A 25,530-nucleotide genomic window follows, 5' to 3' on the forward strand; every position below is an offset into this window, starting at 1 on the left:
ATTTCTGTCATGGGAACTTCCATATGAGAGAATTTCTTTATCTTTTCACACGGAGTTTCGATGTCAATAATAATTTTATTTCCCTTTTTGCTTCCATGGATTGTATGAACAAACCCACAGATAGTGGAATTTACGATAATTTCGGTCAATATGCCACCTTCGATTTTGGTCATTTAAGTTTTTGATTCTTTAGAAAAATAGCTGTAAATGACGATATAGAAGTTAATTGAGTCCGAGATCACTCGGACTGCAGTATCCCAAGGGTTTTTTCTAGAGCTTCTCAGATTTCATTGTCCTTGGGATCTTTATCTTTATTCTTTTTGATACCCAATTCAGTATAGGCACATATCTTCTTTCATTGGGCAATCCACTTTCGAACGTCCTTTTCGTCCGGAACTTTGCCTGCAAGTTTTACGTCTCCATCAATAACAACTGCAGGGGTAACCATAACGCCGTAGCTCATAATTTTTTCAATATCCTCAACTTTAATTACTTCAGCTTCAACGCCAGTTTGCTTCAGTACTTTTTCAATCGTTTCTTTTGTTTTCTTACACTTGGAGCATCCTGTTCCGAGAATTTCTATTTTCATATATTTTCCTCCTTTTTCATTAGTTGAATTCTGTTCCGACTTTGCCTTTATTTACAGCTTTATATTGTTAAATTTTAAAATACAGTAGAAGACTTACAACAACATATTGAATAGATATCCTGTAAAAATGATAGATAATGTTATAATTGAGACGAAAATTGCTACCAGTTCTTTTTTCAGTACCTTTCTAAGGATAATCATCTCAGGTAGAGATACGGCTGTGACAGACATGAGGAAGGCCAGGGCAGTTCCGACTGGAAGCCCTTTTCCAATCAGGCTTTCTACAATAGGGATCATTGCCATAACGTTCGAGTAAAGGGGTACTCCAATAAGGACAGCAATCGGCACTGCAAGCAGATTATCCTCACCAGCGTATTTTTCGAGTATGCCTTCAGGAGCGTATCCATGGAAAATGCCTCCTATAGCAACTCCTATTATTACATAGAGCCATACCCTGCCCACAATATCTTTTACACTTTCAAAGGCGTATTCTGCTCTTTCTCTCATTGTTAGTTTTTGATCTTCAGTGCTTTGTTTTCCCACTTTCATCTTATATACAAAGTCTTCTACATATCTTTCAAGTTTCAGAAGGCCAATTAAATAACCTCCCAGAACACCCAGTAAAACTCCTGATATGACGTAAATTACTGTAGCCTGGAGTCCGAGAGTTGCCCATAGAGCAGCAACTGCGGCTTCGTTTACAAGAGGAGAAGTGATCAGAAAGGCGAAAGTGACTCCCAGGGGCACTCCAGCTTCCACAAACCCTATAAAGATTGGAACAGACGAACATGAACAGAAAGGAGTTATCGTTCCTATAAGAGATGCAAGAAAATAATATCTGAGTCCTTGCTTGCTTCCAAGAACTTGCCTTGTTCTTTCGGGAGTGATATATGTCCTGAGGTAGGATACAACAAAGATCATTACAGCTAGAAGGACAAAGATTTTCATTACATCGTAAATAACAAAGTTGACACTTGCTGCAAGGCGTGTATCAGGTGCAATCCCGAAGATCTCATAGGTCAGTTTATCAGCAATCCATTGAAGAGGATAAAATATATCAACCATTTTGGATCCTTCTTTATTATTTCTTTATTAACGCTTTATTCCCAAATATATCAATATACATTGATATTCCCTGTGTTATATAAATATTTCCATAGTGCCTGAAATATTATTTGCTTTGAATTCGGAACATTTTATTGGCATCAATGGATATTTCGAGTGTGTTTTCTAAATAAGTCCGCACGTTCACTGCAAAATTGAAAAAACTATACAAAAAACAAAAAATTTCTGGAAAACTCAGGTGTAAGTAAATGCACAGTTAGCGAAAAATGAGAACCTCCTTATTCAGTAAATAGTGATAGGTTGAAACACTAAAGATTTCGTTGATTGTTGAAGAAAGATAAAAAAGAAAAAAAGAACTCCATTTAAGAAATGTACGGCTGCTGCACAGAATCCCTGAAAAAATTATTTTATTTACTACATTTTAGATAATATAACTCTTGAACTTTATCTGTAGTAGTACAGGATCTTATTCTTCAAGGACTTCCAGAATCTTCCTGATTCTGTCATTTTCTATGGAATACAGCCTCATTTTCCCCTCTTTTCGTACTTTAATTATCCTCCAATCCTGCAATTTCGCAAGGTGCATTGAGGTATTGGATTGCGTCCGGCCAATTATTTCCGGGATCTCACAGGCACATAGTTCTCCTTTGTTACCGTATTTATTTTCTCTGGATTTGCGCTCGGCCTCAAGAAGAGCCTTAATAATCCTGTACCTTGTATCTTCGCTTAGGGCTTTGAACAGCTGTATATTTGCCTCATTAATCATATCAACAATCATTGAATCTGTGAAACTATATATATTTTTCTAAATTGGGAAAATTAGACTTATTGCTATAAGGAAGTAGAGACTATTTGACCAGCACATTTCCTCAGGATGACTAAGTAAAGAAGATTTTATGCTCTTGAGATCCAGGATATTTTTAGAGGCAATCTATCATAAATCATAACCTTTATATTTCATATCGATGTATTTCGATATAATGATATTATCAGATAGTAGTAAATGAGGTGTGCTTTAATGGGCAAATTTGGCAAAAATTTACTTGGAAAACTCACCGGAAGCGATAAAAGTTGCTGTTGTGGCCCTTCTATAGTAAGTATTAGAACTATTAGGGTTGATGACAAAGATACTAATGTAGCCGGGTTGGATGAAGAATTTAAAAAACACTTTGAGGCAGACAAGACACCAGAGAACATAGACGCCGAAGAGCTCATGCAAAATCTGTTGAAAATTAATGTAATTCCTGAAAAAGAATTCGAAAATTTTAAAACAGCAATCTTGAAAGAATATATAACATACTGGCAGCAGAATAAGCATTAAATCATATCGATATTTGTAGATATAATTGAGCCCACATTTAAACATCAATTTATTCCGAGGTCTCGCTAATGAACCTTAAGTGTAAGATCTGTGGAAAAGAAGAGAGTTCTTTATTCAGGGTGAATCACAAAGATTTAGGAAATGTAAAGCTCTGTGTAGGTTGCTGGTCTAATGAACAGAGTAAAAATAAGTTGCTTCCTTTAGAAGTGGGGAGCGGCTGTTGCAGGTAATTACATGGAAAATGAAGGGAAAGGAAGACCACCATGACAGAAAAAACTGAAACAGAAATCGAAAGATTGAAGCGCTTTATCTCTGACAAAAAAGAGCTTGAAATAAGGGCGCAAAGGCTCAGTTCTCTGTCGAGTGGGCTGGATGAAAAGATATTACCTTCGGAGGTCAGAATTTTTAAGGCTCTTGCAGATATAAATCGTCTCAAGATTATAAAATTACTAAAGGAAGGAGAACTCTGTGTCTGCGAACTGACTACTGCTCTTTCCACTTCTCAATCGACAGTTTCTCACCATCTTTCTGTACTGAGAACGGCGGGGCTGATCAAGGAACGAAAAGAAGGAAAATGGTCTTATTTTCGTCTTTCTGATGGGGCAGTCATTGAAATCCTTAATCAGGCAAAACTGCTTATTGACGAGTAATACCGGGATGAAGTTCTCCTATTGAAAAGTGTAAGATTTAGGACAAATTCGAACCTTTCAAAAACAGCTTATTTTTCAAAAAAATAAGGTTCCAGAAAAATAATCCTGTAATTTTAATTTGATTAGCGGTAGCTTTTGTTAATAAATTAGTAATTAAATTCATTTTAATGTATATAAACACATAGTGCAACGGGACTATCAAAAAGTAGAAGCTTGAAAGAAAATTAGTTTTAAGGGAGATCAATATGTTCTGGAATAATTTATCTGTGGCAGTCAACTACTTTATTGAAATCGCCTTAGAGCTTACTGTTTTATTCATAGGGATAACCTTTCTCGTGGGGCTGATTCAGGAGTACGTTTCGGACGAGACCATAAAAAAAGCTATGGGAGGGCGGCACAAAGTTGTAGGCAGTATCATTGGGGTTGGATTTGGTGCTCTCACCCCTTTTTGCTCCTGTTCAACCATACCGATGCTACTGGGAATGCTCAACGCTGGGGTGCCTTTTGCCGCAGCAATGGCATTCTTGTTCTCATCACCCTTGCTAAACCCGGTGATAATATCCCTATTCGTCATTTTGTTGGGCTGGAAGATAGCTTCTTTATATTTTGCCATCACCTTCGTGGGTACAGTTATCATTAGTCTTTTGCTCGACGGGCTAGGCTTCGCCAGCCATGTTAAGCCAGCGGCCGTTGTACGAAGTTGTTGTAATGGTCAGCAGGCAGACGACGCAAAATCAAGGATACAACGATCTGCAGGGTTTGCAATGAGCTTATTTCGTCAGCTAATGCCTTATTTAGTTATTGGAGCTGGCATTGGAGCATTCATCCACGGATTCGTGCCCACAGAGATCATTTCCCGCCTCGCTGGGCCGAACAATCCTCTGGCAGTCCCTGTGGCTGCAATTGTTGGTATTCCAATTTATATTCGAGCAGAGACTATGATCCCAATTGGACTTGCGCTTATTGGGAAGGGAATGAGTGTGGGAGCAGTCCTGGCACTAATAATTGGAGGTGCAGGAGCTAGTATCCCAGAGCTAACGCTTCTTTCAGCTATATTTAGGAAAAAATTACTGATTGCTTTCGTAGTAACTATTTTCACAATAGCTATAGTTGCAGGATATTCGGCTAATCTGCTGGCGTTATGAAAGCTGCCAAGAAAAATTGGGATGAACCAGGCAGACAGATAGAGAACCTGGTATCATTTCTTAAATGTTTGCAAGATCCAGTCTTTGGTCTTATTTCCGACTCGCCGGAAGACTCTGAGCCGCTCTTCTTCCAGTCTCACAACCGCGGCAGGGTTCTCAAAATTTTTGTGAATTACCTTTCTTGCTTTGGAAGGTTTAGTCGGTAGTTCCAGGTCGGGCAGTTCATTTTCGTTTCCCTTTCCTTGATTTTGCTCCTCTTTTTTTCAGATATATGCTTACCACTTCGATTTTTATTCTGCATCCGAAATTTCGCACTGTGAGAACCTGATATTCCCTGCCCAGGTCAGTGAGTGAAATCATTCAGTCGAGCTACAAATCAGTTTATTACTATTGATTTTAATGTAACAGATAACCTTTAAGAGCATGAAAATGTACTTATGCAGTAACCCGTAGATTCGTTATATCAATTAAGAATTTCGATTATTTATTTCAAACAAATCTGAAGCAGAAATTATATATTATTTTAAATATCTTTAAAATAATATTAGAAGTTATGCACATTAAGAATAGAATCGAGTACATTCGAATTTATGAAGTAATACGGCAGAGATACTGATATTTCATAACATTGATCTCATAATTCAAGTTAGAAAATTATAAATATTTATGCGCATATGTGTGAAATCGGAATTTATTTATCCCTTTTGCAGTTATGAGCCAGTTCACGTAATAACTGAAGAACTATTAGTTTAGAAGTACAGGTCGCCTGGGAAGAGTATGGCAAAGAGCAAAATTTGGGAGTCCAAAAACATGTCGAAACCAAAAAACATCTGGGAAGATTTTTTTAAAGACAAAACAAACGGAGGGCACAGGTATTCTTCTGAGGAGTTTCTTGCTATGGAAGCCAGGGAAAAATTATATCACCTTGACGGAGGTAAGACGCTTCTTGACTTCGGATGCGGCTCCGCAGAACTCCTGACTTATTATGCTCCGGAATATGAACAGCTTGTAGGAGTGGATTTTTCTCCATCCATGCTTGGCGAAGCGAGTAAAAGGATCAGAGAAAGAAAATGCACTAATATTGACCTGATCCTGGCTAACCATGAAACCCTCTGGGAAAAACTGGACACTTCTTTTGATCGGATAACTGCAGCCGGAGTAATCCAGTACTTAACGTTTCAAGAAATTGACGCCTTTATTGCTAATGCATCAAAACATCTGAATAGAGGGGGCAAAATAGTATTTTTTGACTTATTGGATTCCCGCTTATATCCATTATGGAAGCTAGGGCTATTCTCACAAAATGCAAATGGCTTGAAAATTTTACACAAAGCTGGTTTCGAGTTTCGGACTATAGTATCGGCAAGCCTAAAAAATCGTCCAAAAGACATTCTCGGATTCGCCCACAATCCCCACAAAGTTGAAAAAATTGCAAATAAGCATGGTTTTGTAATGATCTGCGTGCGTTCAATGTATTACGAATACAAATATCACGCAATAATGTTTCGGGCTTAAACGGTTGTTCAGGTTGGCATTGAATTAAAAAGAACCGGGTCGAGTTGAAATTAATATTAAAATTGATATGGTGATTTAGTGAACAGCCGTCGTCATGTAATAACGTTTTTTCCCACATTATCTATGTCAAGCAGTTTATTTTCTGGAGAAACTAAAGCTTTCCCAAGTAAACTTATTCCAAAAATCCATGAGAATATTGATCGGGGCATTCTTGCCTTATTTTCACAAAATTACTCTAAAGCTAACAGTGTTCCGAATAACATTTTTATTGCAAAACTTCAGGGTAATAAGATTTATGACAAGCTATATTCTGCAATTTACGGAACGCTGAAATCCGAGATTTCATTCGATATCTCAAAAGCACTGAAATATAAAGTCACAAGAGACTCTTGCTTATTTCCTTACAATTTATTTCCTTTCACAGACACTATTATAGAATCCGGAATAAATGGATATACAGCAGATTTAATGAAATCTTCGGAGATACGCAGATTCTGCGAAGCCGCTTCTATACCACTAATTCATTATAGGGAGCAACCAAGGCAAACTGGATCACTTTACATCTGTAGTCTTATACCAATGGTTAAATGTACCTATCAAATCTCGATAGATGTAAAAACGGATGATCCTCAAAGTTTTGTTGAGCTTAGCAGCCCGGGTTCAAAGTTAATCATCCAAAAAATAAATAATGATATCATATTAAAAAGTTATTTTAAAGCTTCTTTTGAGGACATTAAATCTGAAACCATATGCATCGGGAGTGCGGCAGAAAGATCCGATTTTAAAATTGTGTTTGATGGATATGCTAAAACAAACACTATTTACGCAAAAGACGGCAACAGTATCATCACCCCATTTTATAACACCGATAGGCAGAGATTACCATATATTGATTTTTCAAACGGGTACATTAAATTCACTTCTTTTGTAATGGGAAAAGGAACGTACCTTGATGTTGACATATACAGTATAAACCAGACCGCAGCCAGGAAGCTCATAACTGCAATCGGAAATAACAGGATGCTGGCTTTCGGACTTGATGGACCGCATGTTAGAAACACAACGGAGCGGGGTATACGTTACCTTAATAGCAAAAACAATAAAGGAACGATATGGTTTGATATAGAGATCCTTGAGCAGTGCAATGAAACCGACCTTGAATACTTGCGCGGTCTGATAATCAATGATTCATGGGATATAGGAGTACATTACTCTAAGGAATTGAATAGCCTTCCACTTGAACAGGCATATAAAATAATGGATCAAGGGCATTTATATGTTTATGAAAAAATCGGGCGAAAACCAACAAGCTGGTGCTCGATGAGAAACAGGGACACCGTTGAACATGCTATTTATGCATATGAAAATTTAGGAATGTTCTGGAGAAATGGAGATTCGGGAATTCATACGGAAAAAGATATTGGGAATCTGGACGATAACACCTGGGAATGGTGGGAAACAGCCTCCAGAGCAGGCATGGTACATCCTGTTTTTACCCACGAACTTGATCAGGATCCAGCTATAAAATATTCAATTAGCCGGTCAAAATTTCAAAACTGGATAGAGAATTATAATTCAAATAACATATCCACGATGTCTTTTTATGAGTATGGTCAAATAAGCCGAAACACATACGACGCCCGCTTTGAGGACCTTCAATATACCGAACACTTTATCACTTTTGATGCACGCACAAACGGTGCCATTGCCCTTGTAAATGTAAACATAGATGCTGGAAGGAGTACACAGGTTTACGATAATACATCCCAAAAATTTCTCAGTTATAATATAGAGCAGGATAATTCGATTACTTTCTGGGTTGAGAATAACCACACTTATGATATATATTTAAATAGCGTTAAAGAATAATAAGATAATGTTCTGTGGAAAATATATTTTGGAACTATGTTTTGTAATCTAAATCTTGTTTGCTCGTTTATAATCATATGACCTGCTTATCTAAATCTGGATGATAGCATGAGTGATTAAAAATAGATTGCTCTTAATAGTTAAGAATAATTAAAATTCTTTTTGAAATTTCACCAACAGCTTTACTCACTTAAAAGTGATTCTATGAGCCTCTCAAAAATCCAGATTAATCCCATTGTATATTTAACGAGTTTTAGTAGACTGATGCGATATATCATTGGGGCTCTTCTTCTAAGGAACTGGGAACAGACGGAAAAGGAAAACGTTACGCCTTTAGAGGATGTTATGCTTCCTGAGATTTTAAGAATTCAGGAAGAAGGGTTTAAAAACCAGAGTCCGGATAAACTTATAAAATATTCAAAAAGGCTCAGGAAAATTTTTTATGTTATTAAGAGTCAGAATCAAGTTGTAGGTTACTCTACATATTATATACGGCTGGTACCTTCCTTCAAAGGTTTCAAGAAAAAATCAGTAGTTTGTTCAATTGCAATTGATAGGAATTTCAGAGGGAAGGGTTTTGGAGAGAAATTATTAAAAGAGAGTATCAGGGAAATGAGGCTAAATAAAATAGCTTCGGTCCTATTGTATGTAAATGTAAATAACCTGTCTGCTATACAATTATATGAAAAACTGGGCTTTCGAATAATCAAAGAAATAAAAAATATTTGCGGCGAGAACGAAAGATGTTATGAAATGGAATTGAGTCTGGTTTAGACGTTCTCTGGCTTATATAATTTACTTTTGTCAACATATTTATCTGTACTGTGCATTCCTAACTTTTATTTTTTCAATTCACCCGAGTAGTGCATTATTTTTATTATAATTATTAGCCAGGTTTTCAGGACACCTGTCAGTGAGAAGGTATACTGGCAGCGCGTAAAATCGATTCTTGCACTTTCTTCCTGAGCTCTATCAGTCACACAGTCATATTTAACATCCTGGATTTCCGCCATGGACATTTTCCACGCGAGAAATTATAGAGCAATTATTCTCCAATCCTGTAACTTTGCAGGGTACGTTGAAGCATTGGACTGGATTTTACGATTAAGTCTGGAACCAACTGGAATAGATAATGTTACTATGTAACGTTCCTTTTATCGCAGGCGTTAGATTATTTCAAAATAATTTGAACTAACACTTAAATAATGAAATTACCATATTACAGATATTGCTTCAATAGCATGAGCCTGAAACCATGCAGGCAAAAAAGGAGCCACAGAAATGAGAATGCTGGAAGAATTTTTCCCGGAGTTCACCCAGAAGCTGGAAGAAATTGATCAGCTTTACGCTGAAAAAAAGATGATTGACGAAAAAACTTATCAGTTCATTTGCTTTGCCCTCTCCATCAAAGCCAGGTCAAAGCCCTGCGTCCTAAAACATTTTAAAGGTGCGCTCGAAGCCGGGGCTACAGTTAAGGAACTTTCATATATTTTTGCCCTGGTTATGCGAGAAGCCGCAGGCGCTGACGATTGCTGGACCCATGATGTAATCGGCGACTGGAAAGAAATCCTGAAAGGTAATATTTCGTGCAGCTGTGCAGGAGATGAAGAATAAGCCCATTCCCGTTAAGTGTTGTTAAGTTTGATTAAAAATTAAACCAGGGAGACTAAACTCGGAGTTTTGAGGACTTATGCTCTTTTTCTCTCTGAACCTGTTCAGAATTGAAAATCCGGAGCCTGAAAATTCAAGTTTTAGTTTTTCTTTTTCTTCATTTTCTAGTCCGCTTTATGGAGAAAATTAAAAAATCACTTTTGAAAATCAGTGAGTTTAAGCTGTTTCGTACGGGAAAGTTTTACCTGCATGGGTTTCATGTAGTCTCCGGACAGACGGTATTTTTCCATAAGAGAACTCAGCACCCCGTAGAGTTCAGCCTTATAGGTTCTGTCAGCTCCTCCTTTTGCATACAATTTGCGGTACGGGTCTACAAGTTCTGGAAAGTTACATGCAAGGAAATCGAAGAAATGCTTTCTGGTTTCACCCCTGAGGTAAAGAATTCCAGGCAGGGCATAGTCTACTTCACACCCGGCCGCGAGAGAAAGAATTCGCTCCAGATTCTCAGGGCTGTCGGTAAGAAAAGGAAGAATCGGCATCATATGAAGTCCGGTGACAGCGGCTGTATCTTTAAAAGCCCGCAGGACTGAAAGCCGCTTTTCAGGAGGAGAAGCCAGTGGTTCCAGCAAGGTGCTTAAATTCTTATCCATTGTTGTAACCGTAACTGCGATATTTACATATGTAAGTTCAGCAAGCTCTTTAAGAAGATCAAAGTCCCTGAGGATAAGGTCCGATTTTGTAGATATAGTAATCGGATTTCGATATTTGATCATTAGCGCCAGAACCTCTCGCATCAACCCGTACTTTGCTTCTGCAGGCTGATAACTATCACATACCCCGCCTATATTGATTACTTCTTTTTTCCAGCTTCTTGATCCAAGCTGCTTTTCAAGGGCTTCTGCAATATTTGTCTTTACGCAGATCCTCTGAAAAAAAGCACAGTCTTCTCTCCCTGAGGATTCTTTCCCTGGAAAAGAATCTTTTTCTTCCTTTTCCAGATAACGGTGAGAATAGATTGCATAACAGTAATGGCAGCCATGCTCGCATCCCCTGTAAATATTCAAGTCCCAGGAGTATGGCAGCGTGAGCCTGCTCGTTGCCTTTATTTTATTCAAAGCTTTTGTAACCCGGAGTTCCTCAAACATCCCGGAACAGAATAAGGTCGAAAGCTATAATAAACTTAACAAAAGAAATCCCGGAAAATTGAGCAGCTTTCCAGTAAGGACAAAATCAGCCTATTTGCACTCCTGGAAAAAATCCTGAGAAAGGAAAAACGAACGGCTTGAAAGAGAAAGGAGAGAGTAGTCACCTGGGATAAAATCAATCTACTGTGCCTGAAAGTATCACTTAGTTTCTTGTAACTTGATAAGGAGTTGAACCCATACCTTTTAATATGTTGGGGAAAGAACCGAAAGATTTTGATGCATTGAACCTGTTTTCACCCCCTCCGGTACTGAAGGGGTATATGTACGGGGCACAGGAAGCCCGGAAGGCCCGGGACTCAAACAGACTTTTAGCCATACGCCTTGAAACGAATAAATCATGCAATCTCCGCTGCCGTTACTGCTATGCAGAGAGTGGAGAGGATTCGGCAAAGGTAGCCGATTTCAGTTCCCTCAAACGCATAGTCCTGGAAGCAAAAGAACTAGGGATCAGGTCTGTGGTTGTGATAGGGGGTGGAGAGCCGACCCTGTACCCGAATTTCAGGGATTTGATCGCTTATATCGATTCCCTGGGGATAATCCCTATGGTTTTTTCTAATACGGTTTTGATGACAGAAGAACTTGCAGGGTTCCTGTACGAACACAACGCCTCAGTAATGGGAAAGCTGGATTCCCTTAAGCCTGAAGTTCAGGATTACCTGGCAGGAAGAGAAGGGGCCTCCAAAGAGATCAGAAAGGGGCTTGAAAACCTTCTTAAAGCAGGCTTTTCAAAACCTGCAGAACAGGGGGAGCTCCGTCTGGGAGTTTCCTTCGTAAGCAATAAAATGAATCTGGGAGAGATTGAAGAAATCTGGCATTTCTGCAGGCAAAATAATATTTTTCCCAATATGGAAATTCTAACGCCGACAGGCAGGGCAAATGACGAACTTGAGGATAAGTTGCTGACGGCTGAAGAGATAAAGGAATACAAATTAAAACTGCTGGAAATCGACAGGAGATATTACGGGTACGACTGGCTGCCCTACACACCGATTACCGCAAGCGGCTGTCTTCAACACCTTTACAGCCTGTATATCAATATCGAAGGAAATGTCCGGCCCTGTGCACCTACAAAGCTGGATGAACATCCTGCGCTTAGAGTTGATGGGGAATACCCCTATAATATAAATAGAATGAGCCTTCGGGAGATTTATGACTCCGATCTCTTCACATATGTCCGAAACATCGATAAAGTGCTAGAGGGCAGGTGCGGGAACTGCGAGCATCTGGAAGAGTGCATAGGCTGCCGCGGATATGCTTACAGCGTAGGAATAAACAATGGTGTTGACCCAATAAAGGCCCTCAGAATGGAGTGCCAGCAGTGTTTTAAATAAACGGCAGAATGGTAAAAATCGGAACTTGGAAATAATTCAGGAGAAATAGTTTAAGGTAAGTTCTGCTGAGTAGTCTCAGGATAAGGTGAGAAATTGAACAGTACGGGAAAAGTGGAGTCATGGCAGGTTTCCGGAAATAAGGAAAAAATAATAATTACCAGCAAGAAGGATATCGAAGCAAAACTCTGTGAGTCCTTGAAAAACCATGAACTGCCTGATTACCTCCTATACACAGGCACAGGTGGAGCAAGAAACTGGCTGAAACTTGACGGGGCTGAGACGTTTCCTGTAGCCAGGGAACTTAAAGCCCTTCTGGAGGAAAATCTTGAATCAATAGTGAGATTTATTCCGACAGGCATGAGCCTCGTGAGTGTTGGAGTGGGAAACGGGGAAAAGGAGAAAGTTTTTCTCGAAGCACTCGTAAGGAAAAATCTGGCTGAAAACCCAGCTTCAGGAAAAGTATCGATACGCTATTACCCTATCGATATAAACAGCGAATTTGTAGATATCGCCCTTGAAAAGGTCGAAAACCTGCCTGTCGAAAGGATAGGGATAGTTGGATTAATAGAGGATATGGCAACCTTTAAAAAGAACTGGCGTCTCCCGATTCTTTTTTGTATTCTGGGAAATACCTTTTGCAATTACGAGCCAGAATTCATTCTTCAGCTTGTACGTGAAAATCTTGAGCAGGGAGACCTTTTCTTCTTCGACGCCAACCTGCTCCCTACTGAGGGCCCGGAGGCACAGTCCGCAAGGAAATCCGTACTGGGCACATATGCATCAAGAGAGAATGCTCTCTTCAATATGTATCCCCTGCTTCAGTACGGAATGACTCTTGAAGACTTTGATTTCGAGCTTTTGCTTGCACATGTAAACTCAAGAATAGGTGGAGTATACCGGACAAGGAAGAGCCTGTATATCCTGAAGGATACTGAACTCACAATCGGGGCAGAAACTATAGGTTTCAGGGAAGGAGATGTCATCCGTATGGGTTTTACTTACAAATATACCTATGACCAGATTACGGCTTTCCTGGATATTTGCGGATTTGATATCCTCAGGGCTTTCCTGAGTGAAGACCGGGCAAATGCCATAATCCTTGCAAAAAAACGCATATAATGACATAAACAGAAGGGAGGTTCGGGGTATGGGTTTCGAGATAGAGGATTTGCACAGGGCCGAAAAAGTAAGGCCAGATATCGCTTACGGGTGCGATGAACTTGGGAAGCTGAAAAGCGTACTTATGCATACGCCTGGAGAAGAACTGTCCCTGGTCAACGAGTCGAACTATAGACACTGGCTTTATGATAAGGTTCCTGATATTTCCGGATATATCAAAGAACATAGAAGTTATCAGGACTTACTGGAATCAAACGGCGTTAAGGTCTATGAACTTGGAGATTATGTGGACGAGAATATAGACCTGATAAGGAAGAAGCCAAATCTAACTTTTCTTCACGACACTGCAGTTATCTCCGGAAAGGGGGCTATACTTTCCAGAATGCGCCCTCCTGCACGGGAAAAAGAAGAGGTTGTCGTAAAGGAGGCCCTGAATAACCTGGGAATTCCCATTCTCAGTGAATTCAATGGAGGACAGGGTTTTTTCGAAGGCTGTCTACTGCTCTCAAAAGAAACGGTCTTTGTAGCGGACACAGAAAGACACACTTACCCTTTTATCCGGGAATTTATTTCAAATATTCTGAAAGAGTTTAATGAGGTTATTTACGTCCGGATTCCCAAAGCCAGACGATACATGCACCCTGATACCGTTTTCAACAGGATAAGGGAGGATCTTGCCCTGGCATATCTACCTGCATTTGAGGAGACCTGCCTGTTTACGGAAGATTCAGGAGAAAAAATCGATTTTAAAGCTTTCATGCGGGAGAAAGGGGTGAAAATTATTCCTGTTTCGGACTCCGAGCAAAGCCGCCTCGCCTGTTCTTTCGTTCCTCTTGAAAGCGGAACTATTTTTCACTACGATACCTCACTTGATCAAAAAACCAGCAAGAGCCTTGAAAATGAAGGCATTGAAATTATTCCTTTCCACCCCGACGCTTTGCTTGCGGGAGGAGGAAGCTTGCGCTGCCATACCCTGAGGCTGTGCAGAAGAAAAAATTAGGTTTTTACGAGAAAAAATCAGAGAGGGGACAGATCGAGAGTCGGAAAGAGCCAGAAAAGGTTTAGAGAGGGCCAGGAGGATCAGAAAAGGGAATCAAGAATGATTGAGATAGAATAGATCACGAGTGAAACGTGATAAAGGAAAAGTGCAAGCAGGCCTGTTTTCTGACTCTTTACGCGGAGGAGCTTATAGTTTGCAAACCCGAGTACCAGAAACCCTGACAGAAAGCCATAATATGCAATATTTCCAAGCTGTTTTAAAAAAAGAAATGCTGTGAAATAGTGCACAAGCGTAAAACCCGAAACCCAGAGTAAAGTTCCCACAGTACCGTAAAGTACCGGAATTGATTTTATTCCTCTTGCCCTGTCGTTTTCCGTATCGATGAAATCATTAACTGCAAGGTGTGCAAGCGTCCAGGGATAAAAAAAGAGCAGGTAGAGCAGTACAGACATGTCAGGCCGTCCGTAGCAGAGATAGCCTGCTACCGGAAAAAGTGTGAAGTCCATTCTGCCTGCAAGCTGGGCTACAGGAAAACTCTGGTTCTTTCTTTTAACCTGATAGAAATATTCAAGAATGCATGATGAAAGCATTGCCCCGAATACGTAAAAGGAGTTAGGATAAGGCAAAGTAAACATTACCAGTCCTGTGAGCCCGGAGAGCAGTAAAAAAACTGTCAGGGCAAAGTTCGGGGAGATCCTTCCGGAAGGAAGCGGCCGGCTTTTGAAGGGCCTCCAGTAAGCTGTAAGGGAGCTCTCGACATCAAGCCTGTCCTTTTTCCTGTCAACGTAGTCGTTGAGTACAAGCCCGCCTTCAAATCCGAAAAACCCGATTAAAATAGCCTTTAAGGTTACTGGCCAGGAAAAATCCCCATAGTTATTGAAAGCAAGCGCAAGGCCTGAGGAGAAAAGCAAAATCCAGACAGGGAAAAAGTGAGCTCTTGTCAGATCTACCAAGGCTTTAATGGTTTCTCTCGTGCCCTCTCCCCCGAGTAATATAAAAGACAATTATATGTTTATACTTTTTGTAAAAGGCATTAAGAAAAGAACAGCAGTTAATTCAGAGATGCTGACTCAAATCGCTAATATTACATTAAAAATGATAAAAAGTAGAAAACGAAAAAAAGGCATGTAAAGGGAGAATAGCCCTGGATTCCCCATCTAAACAGATCTCTTTTTCCTATTCAGTATATAAAGTCAAGAATAATCGAGACCGCATAGATTACCAGGGTTCCATGGAAAATGGGAAGTACCCTCAAGCCGGCTGCGGTACTTTTTTCTTTCCATAGATAAAGGTTTGATCCTGTCAGAAGTATAAACCCTGCGAAAAAACCGTAAAGGGCGATATTTCCAAGCTCCCTGAGAAAAAAAGCGGCTGCAAGGAAATGAAGGGCCTTAAAGCCTGTAATCCAATACATTGTCCCTTTTTCGCCATAGAGCACGGTTATGGACTTCATGCCTCTTGCCCGGTCGTTTTTCAGGTCTATAAAGTCATTCAGCCCCAGGTGCGCCATTGTCCAGGGATAGAAGAAAGCGATATAGAGAAGCATTGTCACGTCAGGCTGCCCGTAGCAGAGGTAACCTGCTGCCGGAAAAAGCGTGAAATCCGTCCTACCCAGGAGTTGCGCAACCGGGTATTTCTGGTCTCTTTTCTTCACCTGGTAAAAAGCCTCGATGCCGTACGAGTACAGCATTATTGTAAAGACATAGAGCGAATTCGGATACGGAAGCGTGAAGATAAGGGCAGAAGTAATTCCTGCAAGTAGGATAAACAGCAAGAAGGCATTTTTTGAAGAGAGCTTCCCTGACGGAATGGGTCTCTGTTTAAAAGGCCTCCAGTATCGAGTAAGCGTGTTTTCCACATCAAACCTGTCTCTATTTCTGTCCACGTAGTCATTAAGCACGAAACCGGCTTCGAAACCAAACAGGCCAATCAGGGCAGCTTTAATCATTAGCAGCCAGGAAAAGCCCCCGTAATTTGCAAAAGCAAGCACCAGCCCGGAGCAGAAGATCAGGGGCCAGGCCGGAAGAAAATGGGCACGTACAAGGTCAAAGTAGGCTTTCAGGGTTTCTATCATTTTTTGGCCTCAATAACAATGGCGGTAATTAAGGGAAGCTATTACATAAAAATTATGAAAATAGGTTAAATTTGCGGTTAAAAAATTATTATTTTTGAGAATATAAAAATCCGGGTGCCGCCCGAGTTCCGCAAACTTTTAGAAAAAGTTTGATCAAAAACGCAATCCTACAAGCCTTTTCAAAAAAGGCTTGACCACAACCTTTCCGGCGGAAAGCTTGACCAAAGGCCCTATCCGGCGTGATCACAAACCTTTTTTAAAAAGGTTTGATCGAAAACGGAATTGTCGGCGTGATCAACCGGCGCAACGCTTGCGCTCAAGAGGGCTGATCTATGGACAAGAGAAGTTATTTTAATTCATTCAGGCGGGCTGATTTATAATAAAGATACTGAGCTACGTTCGGCGGGCTAATTATGGATAAGTAATATTGCTTTTTGCTAGTTAGGGCTGAGAGTTTGCAAGATTCCAGCTTTTTGACCGAGCTGGAAACATGGCGTATCAAAATATCAATTGTTTTCAGCCATTTTCGGTAACTTGCCCGGTGTTACAGGTTTCAATAACTGCCTGTGGATTTTTTCCGGATAATCCAGAGTAAAGCAAGAAGCAAAAGAGTCTTCAGAACAACTTCAATAACCTTGACGCCTATTTTTATAAATGAGTTTATTAAATATTTTTGAAATTTTCTCTGACGACAATATTAAAAAAAGCCGAAATTACTATATCTAAATATTTTATGGAAAATTTTCCATTTCAAGAAACATGAAACAGAATTGATTCATACAAACCTATTTTTGAAAAACTAAAATTGTAGCCTTTTAAAAAGGCTACTTGGATATTTCTTATTCTATACTGCTAAATTAAGCTTCTTCAGCTTCTTCAGCTGGAGCTTCTTCAGCTTCTACAGTTAGGTCGTCTTCAGCTTCTGCTTCTGGAGCTGGAGCGTCTGCTACAGCTAAGTCATCTTCAGCTTCTGCTTCTGGAGCTGGAGCGTCTGCTACAGCTAAGTCATCTTCAGCTTCAGCTTCTGGGGCTGCTTCGCCTTCTGGGACTGCTTCAGCTTCTGGGGCTGCTTCAGCTTCGGCTGCATCTACGGCTCCAGCTTCAACTTCTTCATTTGCTACTGGGGTTGCTGCTTCGTCAGTCGCTTCTTCTACTCCCTCTTCTGCTTCTGGTTCAGCCTCTTCAGCACAGCCGGCTGCAAAGACAACAGTAGCAATAACGAGGAGCATTGCTATAATCTTTAACATTTTTTTCATTAATAATACCTCTAAAGTTCTCTTCCTTTTTTACACCCAGCTCATACAAAATAATGGGATTTTCATATGAGATATTTATGCATGAACCGCCAATAACATTAAAACTTTTCGATTTGGTAAAAAAATAATACAACGAAATAGTTTATATAATTAGAATACATACCCCGCAGTGGCTACATTTAACAAGGCAGGAGTTATAAAACTCCGTGCCACTTATTTTTTCGTGAAATGTTTAAAATAAATATCAGAAAGCGAATAAATGCATAAGGGATTTAGAAAGGAGAGCCAGTTGGTGAGAGAAAAGTATTTAAAGGTGGCATAATATTCCCCCGTTGAAGAAGTGCAAACCTATAAGCACCCGGTTTGTAAAAAGTATATGAAAGCGGTTTGAGGATAGAACACTGAAAAGTTACAAAACTCTTAAGTGCTGTGGCAAAGCTCAAAAAGAGTTCAAAAATTCCCTGTTCATAGGTTATGCCAGTCCTGTAGAAAGCGAAAATGAAGCAAAAGCTTTCATAAAAAGGGTAAAGGAATTACACCCGGATGCAAACCATAATGTTTCGGCTTATTTTATAAGACAGGGAAGCTCTTTTGCCCTCAAATACGACGATGACGGGGAGCCCTCGGGCAGCTCAGGAAAGCCTGTTTTTAAGATGCTGGAATCAAAAGAGATCCTGAACGCGGTCGTAGTCGTGACACGGTATTTTGGGGGAATAAAACTGGGTTTCGGGGGGCTTTCGAGAGCATACCGGGATACGGCACTTTCCGCTCTTGAAGAAGCAGGAATTATCGAAGTTTTCGAGCAGGTCAGATTAAGAATACATCTGGGATATGCGGAAAGCCAGAAGGTAAGAAATCTGATAGGAAAATACGGAATAATTGAAAAGGAAACGTACTCGGACACCGTAGAGTTCGTTCTCCTTGTAAAAAAGGAATTTGAAGATGAATTCATTAAAAAAGTGAGAGATGAGACAAAAAATAAGGCTGAGCTTGAAAGGTTTTAGCTTCATCAATTTGCTTGCGCTCGGACTAACTGCCCCGAAAACTCCTGATTAAGAGGGAGAAAAAGTAAAGTGCGGCAGGTTATAGGAGTTATTAAGAATCACAAGGTAAGGCACTTAATTTAGAAGGCTTTCAACTGTAAATGAGCCTTTAATTTGTATATAGAGGACATGCCTAAGATTGAAAACGTTTTATACTCAAGACCACATAATAAAATTTAAAGGGAATATTGGAAGTGTAAACCTTGAGATATAATAGCTTTTCAATTTTGCTTGTTTTACTCATTTTACTTGTGGGAATGGGGACATTCTCATGTTCGGCTGCCAGTGAAACTCTAACGGGAACTGAAGAGGAAATTACCACGGCTTACGGGAATCAGGTTAACCCGGTGATCTCAGGAAATTATGTTATCTGGCAGGACCAGAGGGGCGGAAACTGGGACATTTACGTGTATGACCTTTCATCCGGAAGGGCAGAGGCCGCCATTTTTTCAGACTCGAAAGATGAAATGGAGCCTGCAATCTCAGGCAACCGTGTAGTTATCTCGAGTGACAGGAGAGGCAACTCTGATATTTATCTTTATGATCTTGCTTCCGGTAAGGAAACCCAGATAACTTCGGACAAATCCGACCAGACTGAGCCTGCAATCTCAGGGGACAGGATAGTCTGGACAGACCGGCGGAATCAGAATATGGATATCTACATATATGACCTCGCCTCCAGTACGGAAAAGCGAATAACTGCAGACAAATCCGACCAGACTCAGCCTGCAATCTCGGGAAACATTATAGTCTGGAAAGATACGCGTAATGATAACGATGACATCTATATGTATGATATCAATACAGGCAAAGAGACCGCAGTAGTTACGGACCCTGCAGAACAGGCAAAACCTGCTATTGAAGGTAACTACATTATCTGGGAAGACAGGCGCGCCGGAAACCTTGATCTCTACCTGTATGACCTCTCCACGAGGCAGGAAAAGGTAGTTACTACCGATCCGTCCCCACAGAAGACTCCTGCAATTTCGGATGGAAGAATAGTCTGGGCTGACGGGAGGATTAAGGGTACAAATATCTTTACTTATGACATCGCAACAGGACAGGAAAAAGTCGTATCTACAGCTTCGGAATATGAGAGCAATCCCTCAATCAGCGGCAACAGGATAGTCTGGCAGGATAAGCGCAAAGGGACAATGGATATCTTCATGTTCACAGAAAGTGCTCCCGAAAAGGAACCTGAAGCGGAAGCGGAAAAAGCCGAAACCGCAGCGAAATCATCTCTTGGCATTTACCCTGCAGTATCCGCCATTCTAGCGGCGTATCTTGTTGCAACTGTCACGCAGCGCAGGAGAGGAAAAAATTAATCCAGATTGCACCCGGTTGATTTACCTGGAAACACCAGGAATAAGGCTTCAACATGTTCAAAGCGTCGAAATTTTGAGGCTTCGGTAAGGCAAAAAGTAATTTACAACCGAACTTTATACTTTCACATTTGAGATATCTTAAACGATTTCGAGGCCTTCTATATGATTCTGAGGCCTCTTATACGATTTCAAGGTTTCTTATACGATTTTGAGGTCTCTTATGTGATGCTCATACTGTTCTTCCCAGGCCGGAGCAGTTACGCAGACCTGCTTGAGATTTCCCCGGAACCAGAATCTTTTTCCTGCAGGCACGACAACTACGTCTCCGGCTCGTGCCTCAAACTCCCGGTCTTCAATTATCCAGACGCTGCTACCTTCCAGGATATAATAAATGAAATCGCTTTTTTCATGCAGGAATTCCTCGGTATGCCCTTTCTGTGTTTCCTGATACAGTACTGCGGCATTTGCGGATTCGGCTTTGGTGGTGCAGATTCTCATCTTCATGCCATATTTCTCAATTACTGCCGCGTCCTCAGGCTTAAAAACGACACGCCTGGATTCTACAGAGCCAGCAGGCCTTAAATCCGGATGAAAGCTTTCTTCGACCGGATTAAGAAGGAGAAGATTTTTCTCAAATCCGCCCTTTTCGTGTTTTTTCCGTTGCCTCATTGTCTCAAGTTTAGCTTTTGAAGAACCTTTGAGTTCTGCTATTCTATAGATTACCTCAAGCAGGTCTGCAAGCTCCTCAAGCTCCTTGCTTTCGAGATATTCCTTAAGTTCCTCCTTGAGCTTACCTTCAAGCTCAGGAAGAAAACTGGAATCTGAAAGCTCTCTGACAATGCATTGCCTGCCTGAAAGTCTGAGAATTTCAGGTATAAGATCCCTAATCGCTTTCGAACTATTTCCTGCCATGGATTAATTCCTTCCATAAATTTTTCTGGGTTACAGTAATTGTTATTAAGATCAGCCGATAGTAACTGCCCCAGAACTGAAAATTTCGGGGCTCCAAGCTTCGTTCAACGACTTTTTCAGCAGGTATATAAACGCTACAGGCATATCTTTCTCGAATGTTTCTAGAGGGCAAAAAGCCGCATCTGGCAGTAATTGCAGGCTGCATATTCTACGGCATGAATGGGCTTTTCATTGACCGTATTCATAATATGGCGATTGCTCCCATAATATTCTACAGGCTATTCTTCGGCTTACTGTTTCTTTTTGCCTATATAGCTGCCAGGGGGAAAACTTCAGACCTGAGATTGAAGAAAAGAAGGGTAAGCCTTCTCCTGCAGGGAGTACTTGTTGTCGCGTGCATGCTGCTTTACTTTACCTGCCTGAAAATTACCTGTGTTTCTATTGCCATTCTGCTCCAATATACGGCCCCCTTTTACGTAATGCTAGCCTCCCCTCTTATCCTCAACGAGAAAATCGGAAAGGAAAGTGTAATTGCTCTCTTTATAGCAATTGCAGGAGTGTTCCTTATAGTAAAGCCGGAAAGCTTTTCGGGTATTGAATTTACAGGCACCTATATGCTTGGCATTGCAGCTGGATTGCTCTCAGGAGTGATCTTTGCGGCATTGATTATGAACGTAAAAATCCTGAAAACCGAATACACGGAGCTTGCAATTATGTTCTGGCCTATGGGGATCGCCCTTTTGCTTCTAAGCCCCTTTGCGTTTGAGATTTCTCCTGATGCTCTGTATGGCAACCTGAAAGTGCTTATAGCCTTCGGGATAGTCTCCATAGGTTTTGGAGAGATATTTACAATTCTCGGGCTTGCCAATCTCAAAGCCCAGACCGGCAGCCTTCTTGCTCTGATAGAACCCGTCAGCGGGGTATTTTTTGATATAGCTGTGCTGGGAATCGGATTATCTTCCGAGACACTCGCAGGTTGTGCACTTATACTGGCTTCTGCAACCTTCATAAGCCTGAGAGGTTCGGAAAATATAAAGGAAAGAGATAGAAAGCCCTCGTTTAAAGAGATTTATCCGGAGACTATAAGTGAAGATTCACTGTGAGAAGTAACTATCTCTTGCCCTGATAAGCGCTTTTATATTCTCAAGTGGAGTATGGGGGGCAAGCCCGCAACCCGGGGCAAGAATGTCAATTCCGTCTTCAAGGCAGGCAGTGGCTTCAATCCGAACTGCTTCAGGCCCTTTTGTCAGCAGGGTATCGGATGGGGAAACATTTCCTATAAGGCATATCCTATTGCCTGTAATCCCTTTTGCGAAACTTACACCTACTTTTTCTTCAATGCTTATTCCGTCAAATCCTGCATCTGCAAGTGGGTCAAGAACTGCAGTGGCGTCACCGCACATATGAAGAATCTTCAGGTCTTTAACTTTCCTGCAAAACCTCCTGTAGAGCGGAAAGACCGATGTTTCGAACATTTGAGGTGAAATAATGTCAGGCCCTGCTTCGGAATCTATAAGGGTTATGGAAGATGCCCCTCTTTCGAGCAGACCATTGGCATATTCTATGCAGGCTTCGGTAAGAATTCCCATGAGTTCCTCAACAACTTCCGGGTTCGTCACAAACCATATAAGGTAATTCTTCATTCCGGCAAGCATGGAGGCAAGCCCGGCAGGGCCCACAACCCCGGCAACAACAGGCACGGTCTCTCCTACTTTTTCGCTCAGAATTTCAACTGCATCGAGCACTACCGAGGTCCGCCTGCTCTCAAGAAGCGAGTCCGGAACCGCTATATCCCTGATATCTTTCTTTTTCTTGCAGGGAAAGTCCGTTACATAAGGCTGTATATCTATACTTCCTTCATCTACTGTGCAGCCAAGCGTCTCGGCAAGCACGGTGGTGTCGAAAGGACAGCGTACGTTCTCGAATCCTGCAACCTCATACCCTGCCAGTGCGAGCGCGGCCATCTTTTCAGCATTGTAATTTGCCTGGGGCCAGTATGCCCCAGTTATTTCCATAAGTTCAACAGTACCGGTCTGAGTTACCGAACAGACAGGAACGATATCTAAAGCCTCTCCTTTGAGTGCTTTTTCAAATCTCTCTTTCAGGGTAAATTTACTCATTTTTGTCACCAGAATGTAGTTATCGACTGAAAGATGCTTTTTGGAGAATCTTTTCGGTTTGAGAATATATTGAGACGAAGATATAAAAACGTATAAATGAAAAAACTCAAAGGCGCCAAATGAAATATAATCGGTAGAGTTAAAAATCGGTATGAGCCAAAAACCGGTATGAGTTATAAAAATTGGTGCTGATAAAAAAGTCGACATGAGTGAAAGATCGGGATCAATGGGGAAAACAAAAAATGAATGGAATAGTGCAAGAAGATCCGAATTCTGCGCGTTTCAAAAATTTGGTGCTCCTATTGTATTTAGTTGATTTTTATATAAGCATTAACTTTATTGGGAAGCATTTTCACGCCAGTTACCCGCAGGTACTGTAATCTCAAACGTTGCACCTGTACCCTCAATTCCGGTTTCTTTTATCCCCATGCCTGTAATGGAAAGAATGCCTCTGACAAGGAAAAGTCCCAGTCCTGTATTTTTCCCAACGGACTTTTCAAAAATCAGCTCTTTCATTACAGGAGAAACTCCTATGCCGTTATCTTTTACTTCGATTACAAGACTATCCGCAACCTTGCGGGAACTAACATTGATTTCAGTTACATGTTCTCCATGTGCCCTTGCGTTGTCAAACAGGTTGTAAAAGGCTTTTTTAAGCAGAGGATCGGCATAGATCTCGAGTCCTCTTTCCTCGATGTAAAACTTAATGCTCTGGCCGGAAAAGGGAAAGGCTGCTTCTTTTGCGGTATCATTTATGGATTGCCAGGTCGGGGAAACTACTCCAAGCTCCTGATAGTCTTTTGTAAAAATAATCTGACTGTGAATAGTCTCTATACCTTTATTGAGATTTTTCAGATACTTCCCTATTCGAGGATCATTCTTTATATCTTCAGGAAGAGTTTCGGAAATTAATTCGGTGTACCCGGAAAGTACATTCACCTGATTGAGAATGTCATGCCTGGTAATGTTGCTCATGAGATTTATCTTCTTGTTAGCCTGTCTCAGGGCCTCTTGATACCGATAAGTTTCGGTAATATCGTGGATCATTACCAGCTTGCCCTCTGCATTATCTTTTGTCATAAGGGGGCTGACACTGAGAGTGAAGAATTTTGTTTCAAGACCGTTCCTTAAGGAAATTTCTTTGCTGAAATTACCCTCATGAGCTTCAGTCTGAGACATTTCTACTTCGTCCCCGAAAAGCTCATTTAACTTTTTCCCGATAACCTCCTTTTTCGTTTTCCCTGCCAGTTCAAGAGCAGCCTTATTGATGTCTACTATGGAATCCATAAGATCTACCACGATATATCCATCACTCATAGACTCGATTACGTTTTCTCTCGCAATCGGAATAATATTGAGGAACTCATGCTGTATAATGCCCCAGAAAAGAATCAAACCTGTAACTGTAAATGTAAACGGAGTCGGATCAAAGAACGCAAAGGGACCTATATCGGCGATGTGGAGAATATTTCCCATGACTGGAATGCAAGCTGCCGTGAGGGCAATTGCTGCCTGAGCCCTGTAGGGCGCAGTTAGATGGACAAACTGTTTGAAGAAGAAGAAAATTCCAAGTATAATTAAAATAAATGAATAAGAATAAAATACCCAGAAAAAAGGTCCATGTATGAGTACAAGAAGAGGGAAGCCTCCTGAGATGTCCAGGTAATAGCTTGCAAAATGCATTCTATGAAAGCTATTTGTAAGCATTGAAAGAATCGCGAGAAAAGGAAGCATTAAAAATGCATTCTCATACTTTCTCACGAATTCCTTACATACCCCTGAGTATTCAGCTGCAAATAGAAACCACGCTACCGGAACAAAGGCAATCCCAATATATTCGAGACGTGCAAAGAAATACTTAAGCTCGATGTCCATCAGTCCGACCTCAAAGGCATAATTCACGGACCAGAGAGACATACTTAACATAATAAATATGAAATATTTTGAGAAATACATCCTGCGGTAGTTGAAGGCTTTGTATGCTTTGATTGCAAGCAAAGTAGATATAAGCCCTGAAAGGATTAATGCTCCCATATAGGGAAACGCAGCGGTGTGAATTTGCAGAGGGATAAGACTACCTTCCTTTATGTATAAATGTCAGGTAAATAGGGGAGAGCTGGGTGAACGAAATTAAAAAAACATAAAGTGTTGTAATAATTACACAAAGCCCAAGTATATAAATTTATGTGTTAAGTGAGAACATATACAGAACTCTGTTGAGGTTTGATCCAGAACCGATGCATCCGATAAAAGAGGAAAAATAGAAAAAGTTTAAAGAGGAATTCAAAGAAGAATTTAAAGAAGAATTTAAAGAAGGAATTTCTGGAGAAGAACCCTCAGGAAAGTTTCCTAATCAAAAATTCCTTTTCAAAAAATCTTT

25 protein-coding genes are annotated in these 25,530 nt (G+C 40.7%); 13 read left to right on the forward strand and 12 right to left on the reverse strand.

The window, feature by feature from the left end:
• From ACPK8D_RS11895 to ACPK8D_RS11910, 4 genes are all read right to left on the reverse strand, one after another.
• Positions 1–149, reverse strand: a 149-nt coding sequence (locus ACPK8D_RS11895) for a DUF6951 family protein (RefSeq protein ID WP_424718110.1), incomplete at its 3' end; no start/stop codon positions are given.
• A gap of 206 nt (positions 150–355) precedes the next feature.
• The gene (locus ACPK8D_RS11900; protein WP_424718070.1) at positions 356–589 is read right to left on the reverse strand and encodes a thioredoxin family protein; all 234 of its coding nucleotides are present in this window, start codon (positions 587–589) and stop codon (positions 356–358) included.
• 93 nt (positions 590–682) lie between these two features.
• Positions 683–1,654: a permease gene (locus tag ACPK8D_RS11905; protein WP_424718071.1), complete on the reverse strand. Its 972-nt coding sequence runs from the start codon at positions 1,652–1,654 to the stop codon at positions 683–685.
• Between the two features lie 466 nt (positions 1,655–2,120).
• Positions 2,121–2,420, reverse strand: a complete 300-nt coding sequence (locus ACPK8D_RS11910; protein WP_424718072.1) for an ArsR/SmtB family transcription factor — start codon at positions 2,418–2,420, stop codon at positions 2,121–2,123.
• Between the two features lie 252 nt (positions 2,421–2,672).
• Here ACPK8D_RS11910 and ACPK8D_RS11915 point away from each other — a divergent pair, with 252 nt between their 5' ends.
• The 6 genes from ACPK8D_RS11915 (at position 2,673) to ACPK8D_RS11940 (ending at position 8,928) form a co-directional block, all read left to right on the forward strand.
• A complete protein-coding gene (locus tag ACPK8D_RS11915; protein ID WP_424718073.1) occupies positions 2,673–2,975 on the forward strand; it encodes a hypothetical protein in 303 nt (100 codons plus the stop codon).
• 263 nt (positions 2,976–3,238) lie between these two features.
• Positions 3,239–3,625 (forward strand): ArsR/SmtB family transcription factor, encoded by a 387-nt coding sequence (locus ACPK8D_RS11920; protein ID WP_424718074.1) that lies wholly within the window; start codon positions 3,239–3,241, stop codon positions 3,623–3,625.
• A 245-nt stretch (positions 3,626–3,870) separates the two neighbouring features.
• Positions 3,871–4,770, forward strand: a complete 900-nt coding sequence (locus tag ACPK8D_RS11925; RefSeq protein ID WP_424718075.1) for a permease — start codon at positions 3,871–3,873, stop codon at positions 4,768–4,770.
• An 810-nt stretch (positions 4,771–5,580) separates the two neighbouring features.
• A complete protein-coding gene (locus tag ACPK8D_RS11930; protein ID WP_424718076.1) occupies positions 5,581–6,285 on the forward strand; it encodes a class I SAM-dependent methyltransferase in 705 nt (234 codons plus the stop codon).
• Between the two features lie 123 nt (positions 6,286–6,408).
• The gene (locus ACPK8D_RS11935) at positions 6,409–8,154 is read left to right on the forward strand and encodes a hypothetical protein (RefSeq protein ID WP_424718077.1); all 1,746 of its coding nucleotides are present in this window, start codon (positions 6,409–6,411) and stop codon (positions 8,152–8,154) included.
• Positions 8,155–8,358: 204 nt separating this feature from the next.
• Positions 8,359–8,928: a GNAT family N-acetyltransferase gene (locus ACPK8D_RS11940; protein ID WP_424718078.1), complete on the forward strand. Its 570-nt coding sequence runs from the start codon at positions 8,359–8,361 to the stop codon at positions 8,926–8,928.
• A gap of 65 nt (positions 8,929–8,993) precedes the next feature.
• Here the strand turns inward: ACPK8D_RS11940 and ACPK8D_RS11945 are convergent, their stop codons facing one another.
• Positions 8,994–9,167 (reverse strand): hypothetical protein, encoded by a 174-nt coding sequence (locus tag ACPK8D_RS11945; protein ID WP_424718079.1) that lies wholly within the window; start codon positions 9,165–9,167, stop codon positions 8,994–8,996.
• 268 nt (positions 9,168–9,435) lie between these two features.
• Between ACPK8D_RS11945 and ACPK8D_RS11950 the strand changes: the two genes are divergently transcribed.
• Positions 9,436–9,768 carry a carboxymuconolactone decarboxylase family protein gene (locus tag ACPK8D_RS11950; RefSeq protein ID WP_424718080.1) on the forward strand — a complete coding sequence of 111 codons (333 nt, stop codon included), beginning with the start codon at positions 9,436–9,438 and terminating at the stop codon, positions 9,766–9,768.
• A 191-nt stretch (positions 9,769–9,959) separates the two neighbouring features.
• Here ACPK8D_RS11950 and ACPK8D_RS11955 read toward each other — a convergent pair whose 3' ends face one another.
• Positions 9,960–10,910 carry an SPL family radical SAM protein gene (locus ACPK8D_RS11955; protein WP_424718081.1) on the reverse strand — a complete coding sequence of 317 codons (951 nt, stop codon included), beginning with the start codon at positions 10,908–10,910 and terminating at the stop codon, positions 9,960–9,962.
• Positions 10,911–11,230: 320 nt separating this feature from the next.
• On the opposite strand from ACPK8D_RS11955, the gene ACPK8D_RS11960 reads away from it, so the two are divergent.
• The 3 genes from ACPK8D_RS11960 (at position 11,231) to ACPK8D_RS11970 (ending at position 14,420) form a co-directional block, all read left to right on the forward strand.
• The gene (locus ACPK8D_RS11960) at positions 11,231–12,301 is read left to right on the forward strand and encodes a radical SAM/SPASM domain-containing protein (protein WP_424718082.1); all 1,071 of its coding nucleotides are present in this window, start codon (positions 11,231–11,233) and stop codon (positions 12,299–12,301) included.
• A gap of 93 nt (positions 12,302–12,394) precedes the next feature.
• Entirely contained in the window at positions 12,395–13,420 is a 1,026-nt protein-coding gene (locus ACPK8D_RS11965) for an L-histidine N(alpha)-methyltransferase (protein ID WP_424718083.1), read from the forward strand.
• 28 nt (positions 13,421–13,448) lie between these two features.
• Positions 13,449–14,420, forward strand: coding sequence for a dimethylarginine dimethylaminohydrolase family protein (locus ACPK8D_RS11970; RefSeq protein WP_424718084.1), 972 nt, complete (start codon positions 13,449–13,451; stop codon positions 14,418–14,420).
• A gap of 80 nt (positions 14,421–14,500) precedes the next feature.
• Here the strand turns inward: ACPK8D_RS11970 and ACPK8D_RS11975 are convergent, their stop codons facing one another.
• From ACPK8D_RS11975 to ACPK8D_RS11985, 3 genes are all read right to left on the reverse strand, one after another.
• Complete coding sequence (locus ACPK8D_RS11975; protein WP_424718085.1) at positions 14,501–15,424, reverse strand: prenyltransferase; 924 nt, start codon at positions 15,422–15,424, stop codon at positions 14,501–14,503.
• Between the two features lie 176 nt (positions 15,425–15,600).
• The gene (locus ACPK8D_RS11980) at positions 15,601–16,494 is read right to left on the reverse strand and encodes a prenyltransferase (RefSeq protein ID WP_424718086.1); all 894 of its coding nucleotides are present in this window, start codon (positions 16,492–16,494) and stop codon (positions 15,601–15,603) included.
• An 857-nt stretch (positions 16,495–17,351) separates the two neighbouring features.
• Entirely contained in the window at positions 17,352–17,750 is a 399-nt protein-coding gene (locus ACPK8D_RS11985) for a hypothetical protein (protein ID WP_424718087.1), read from the reverse strand.
• Between the two features lie 461 nt (positions 17,751–18,211).
• Here ACPK8D_RS11985 and ACPK8D_RS11990 point away from each other — a divergent pair, with 461 nt between their 5' ends.
• On the forward strand, positions 18,212–18,754 hold the full coding sequence (locus ACPK8D_RS11990) for an IMPACT family protein (RefSeq protein ID WP_424718111.1): 543 nt from the start codon (positions 18,212–18,214) through the stop codon (positions 18,752–18,754).
• Between the two features lie 242 nt (positions 18,755–18,996).
• The gene (locus ACPK8D_RS11995; protein WP_424718088.1) at positions 18,997–20,118 is read left to right on the forward strand and encodes a hypothetical protein; all 1,122 of its coding nucleotides are present in this window, start codon (positions 18,997–18,999) and stop codon (positions 20,116–20,118) included.
• Positions 20,119–20,316: 198 nt separating this feature from the next.
• On the opposite strand, the gene ACPK8D_RS12000 is transcribed toward ACPK8D_RS11995, so the two are convergent.
• Positions 20,317–21,030: a cupin domain-containing protein gene (locus ACPK8D_RS12000; protein WP_424718089.1), complete on the reverse strand. Its 714-nt coding sequence runs from the start codon at positions 21,028–21,030 to the stop codon at positions 20,317–20,319.
• A 155-nt stretch (positions 21,031–21,185) separates the two neighbouring features.
• Here ACPK8D_RS12000 and ACPK8D_RS12005 point away from each other — a divergent pair, with 155 nt between their 5' ends.
• Positions 21,186–22,133, forward strand: coding sequence for a DMT family transporter (locus ACPK8D_RS12005; protein ID WP_424718090.1), 948 nt, complete (start codon positions 21,186–21,188; stop codon positions 22,131–22,133).
• Here the strand turns inward: ACPK8D_RS12005 and mtaA are convergent.
• Both mtaA and ACPK8D_RS12015 read right to left on the reverse strand, forming a co-directional pair.
• On the reverse strand, positions 22,125–23,150 hold the full coding sequence (mtaA, locus tag ACPK8D_RS12010; protein WP_424718091.1) for a methylcobamide:CoM methyltransferase MtaA: 1,026 nt from the start codon (positions 23,148–23,150) through the stop codon (positions 22,125–22,127). The two genes, ACPK8D_RS12005 and mtaA, sit on opposite strands and share 9 nt — an antisense overlap.
• 336 nt (positions 23,151–23,486) lie before the next feature.
• Entirely contained in the window at positions 23,487–25,184 is a 1,698-nt protein-coding gene (locus ACPK8D_RS12015; RefSeq protein ID WP_424718092.1) for a histidine kinase N-terminal 7TM domain-containing protein, read from the reverse strand.
• Positions 25,185–25,530 lie beyond the last annotated feature (346 nt).

Source organism: Methanosarcina sp., from assembly GCF_049706645.1.
Lineage (GTDB): Archaea > Halobacteriota > Methanosarcinia > Methanosarcinales > Methanosarcinaceae > Methanosarcina.

Excerpts from the sequence above, each read along its gene's own strand:
- ACPK8D_RS11940 (WP_424718078.1), top strand. The coding sequence starts at position 8,359 with ATGAGCCTCTCAAAAATCCAGATTAATCCCATTGTATATTTAACGAGT.
- ACPK8D_RS11920 (WP_424718074.1), top strand. The coding sequence starts at position 3,239 with ATGACAGAAAAAACTGAAACAGAAATCGAAAGATTGAAGCGCTTTATC.
- ACPK8D_RS11925 (WP_424718075.1), top strand. The coding sequence starts at position 3,871 with ATGTTCTGGAATAATTTATCTGTGGCAGTCAACTACTTTATTGAAATC.
- mtaA (WP_424718091.1), bottom strand. The coding sequence starts at position 23,150 with ATGAGTAAATTTACCCTGAAAGAGAGATTTGAAAAAGCACTCAAAGGA.
- ACPK8D_RS11945 (WP_424718079.1), bottom strand. The coding sequence starts at position 9,167 with ATGGCGGAAATCCAGGATGTTAAATATGACTGTGTGACTGATAGAGCT.
- ACPK8D_RS11905 (WP_424718071.1), bottom strand. The coding sequence starts at position 1,654 with ATGGTTGATATATTTTATCCTCTTCAATGGATTGCTGATAAACTGACC.
- ACPK8D_RS11900 (WP_424718070.1), bottom strand. The coding sequence starts at position 589 with ATGAAAATAGAAATTCTCGGAACAGGATGCTCCAAGTGTAAGAAAACA.
- ACPK8D_RS12015 (WP_424718092.1), bottom strand. The coding sequence starts at position 25,184 with ATGGGAGCATTAATCCTTTCAGGGCTTATATCTACTTTGCTTGCAATC.
- ACPK8D_RS12000 (WP_424718089.1), bottom strand. The coding sequence starts at position 21,030 with ATGGCAGGAAATAGTTCGAAAGCGATTAGGGATCTTATACCTGAAATT.
- ACPK8D_RS11970 (WP_424718084.1), top strand. The coding sequence starts at position 13,449 with ATGGGTTTCGAGATAGAGGATTTGCACAGGGCCGAAAAAGTAAGGCCA.
- ACPK8D_RS11985 (WP_424718087.1), bottom strand. The coding sequence starts at position 17,750 with ATGAAAAAAATGTTAAAGATTATAGCAATGCTCCTCGTTATTGCTACT.
- ACPK8D_RS11960 (WP_424718082.1), top strand. The coding sequence starts at position 11,231 with ATGTACGGGGCACAGGAAGCCCGGAAGGCCCGGGACTCAAACAGACTT.
- ACPK8D_RS11955 (WP_424718081.1), bottom strand. The coding sequence starts at position 10,910 with ATGTTTGAGGAACTCCGGGTTACAAAAGCTTTGAATAAAATAAAGGCA.
- ACPK8D_RS11980 (WP_424718086.1), bottom strand. The coding sequence starts at position 16,494 with ATGATAGAAACCCTGAAAGCCTACTTTGACCTTGTACGTGCCCATTTT.
- ACPK8D_RS12005 (WP_424718090.1), top strand. The coding sequence starts at position 21,186 with ATGTTTCTAGAGGGCAAAAAGCCGCATCTGGCAGTAATTGCAGGCTGC.
- ACPK8D_RS11915 (WP_424718073.1), top strand. The coding sequence starts at position 2,673 with ATGGGCAAATTTGGCAAAAATTTACTTGGAAAACTCACCGGAAGCGAT.
- ACPK8D_RS11950 (WP_424718080.1), top strand. The coding sequence starts at position 9,436 with ATGAGAATGCTGGAAGAATTTTTCCCGGAGTTCACCCAGAAGCTGGAA.
- ACPK8D_RS11910 (WP_424718072.1), bottom strand. The coding sequence starts at position 2,420 with ATGATTAATGAGGCAAATATACAGCTGTTCAAAGCCCTAAGCGAAGAT.
- ACPK8D_RS11935 (WP_424718077.1), top strand. The coding sequence starts at position 6,409 with ATGTCAAGCAGTTTATTTTCTGGAGAAACTAAAGCTTTCCCAAGTAAA.
- ACPK8D_RS11930 (WP_424718076.1), top strand. The coding sequence starts at position 5,581 with ATGTCGAAACCAAAAAACATCTGGGAAGATTTTTTTAAAGACAAAACA.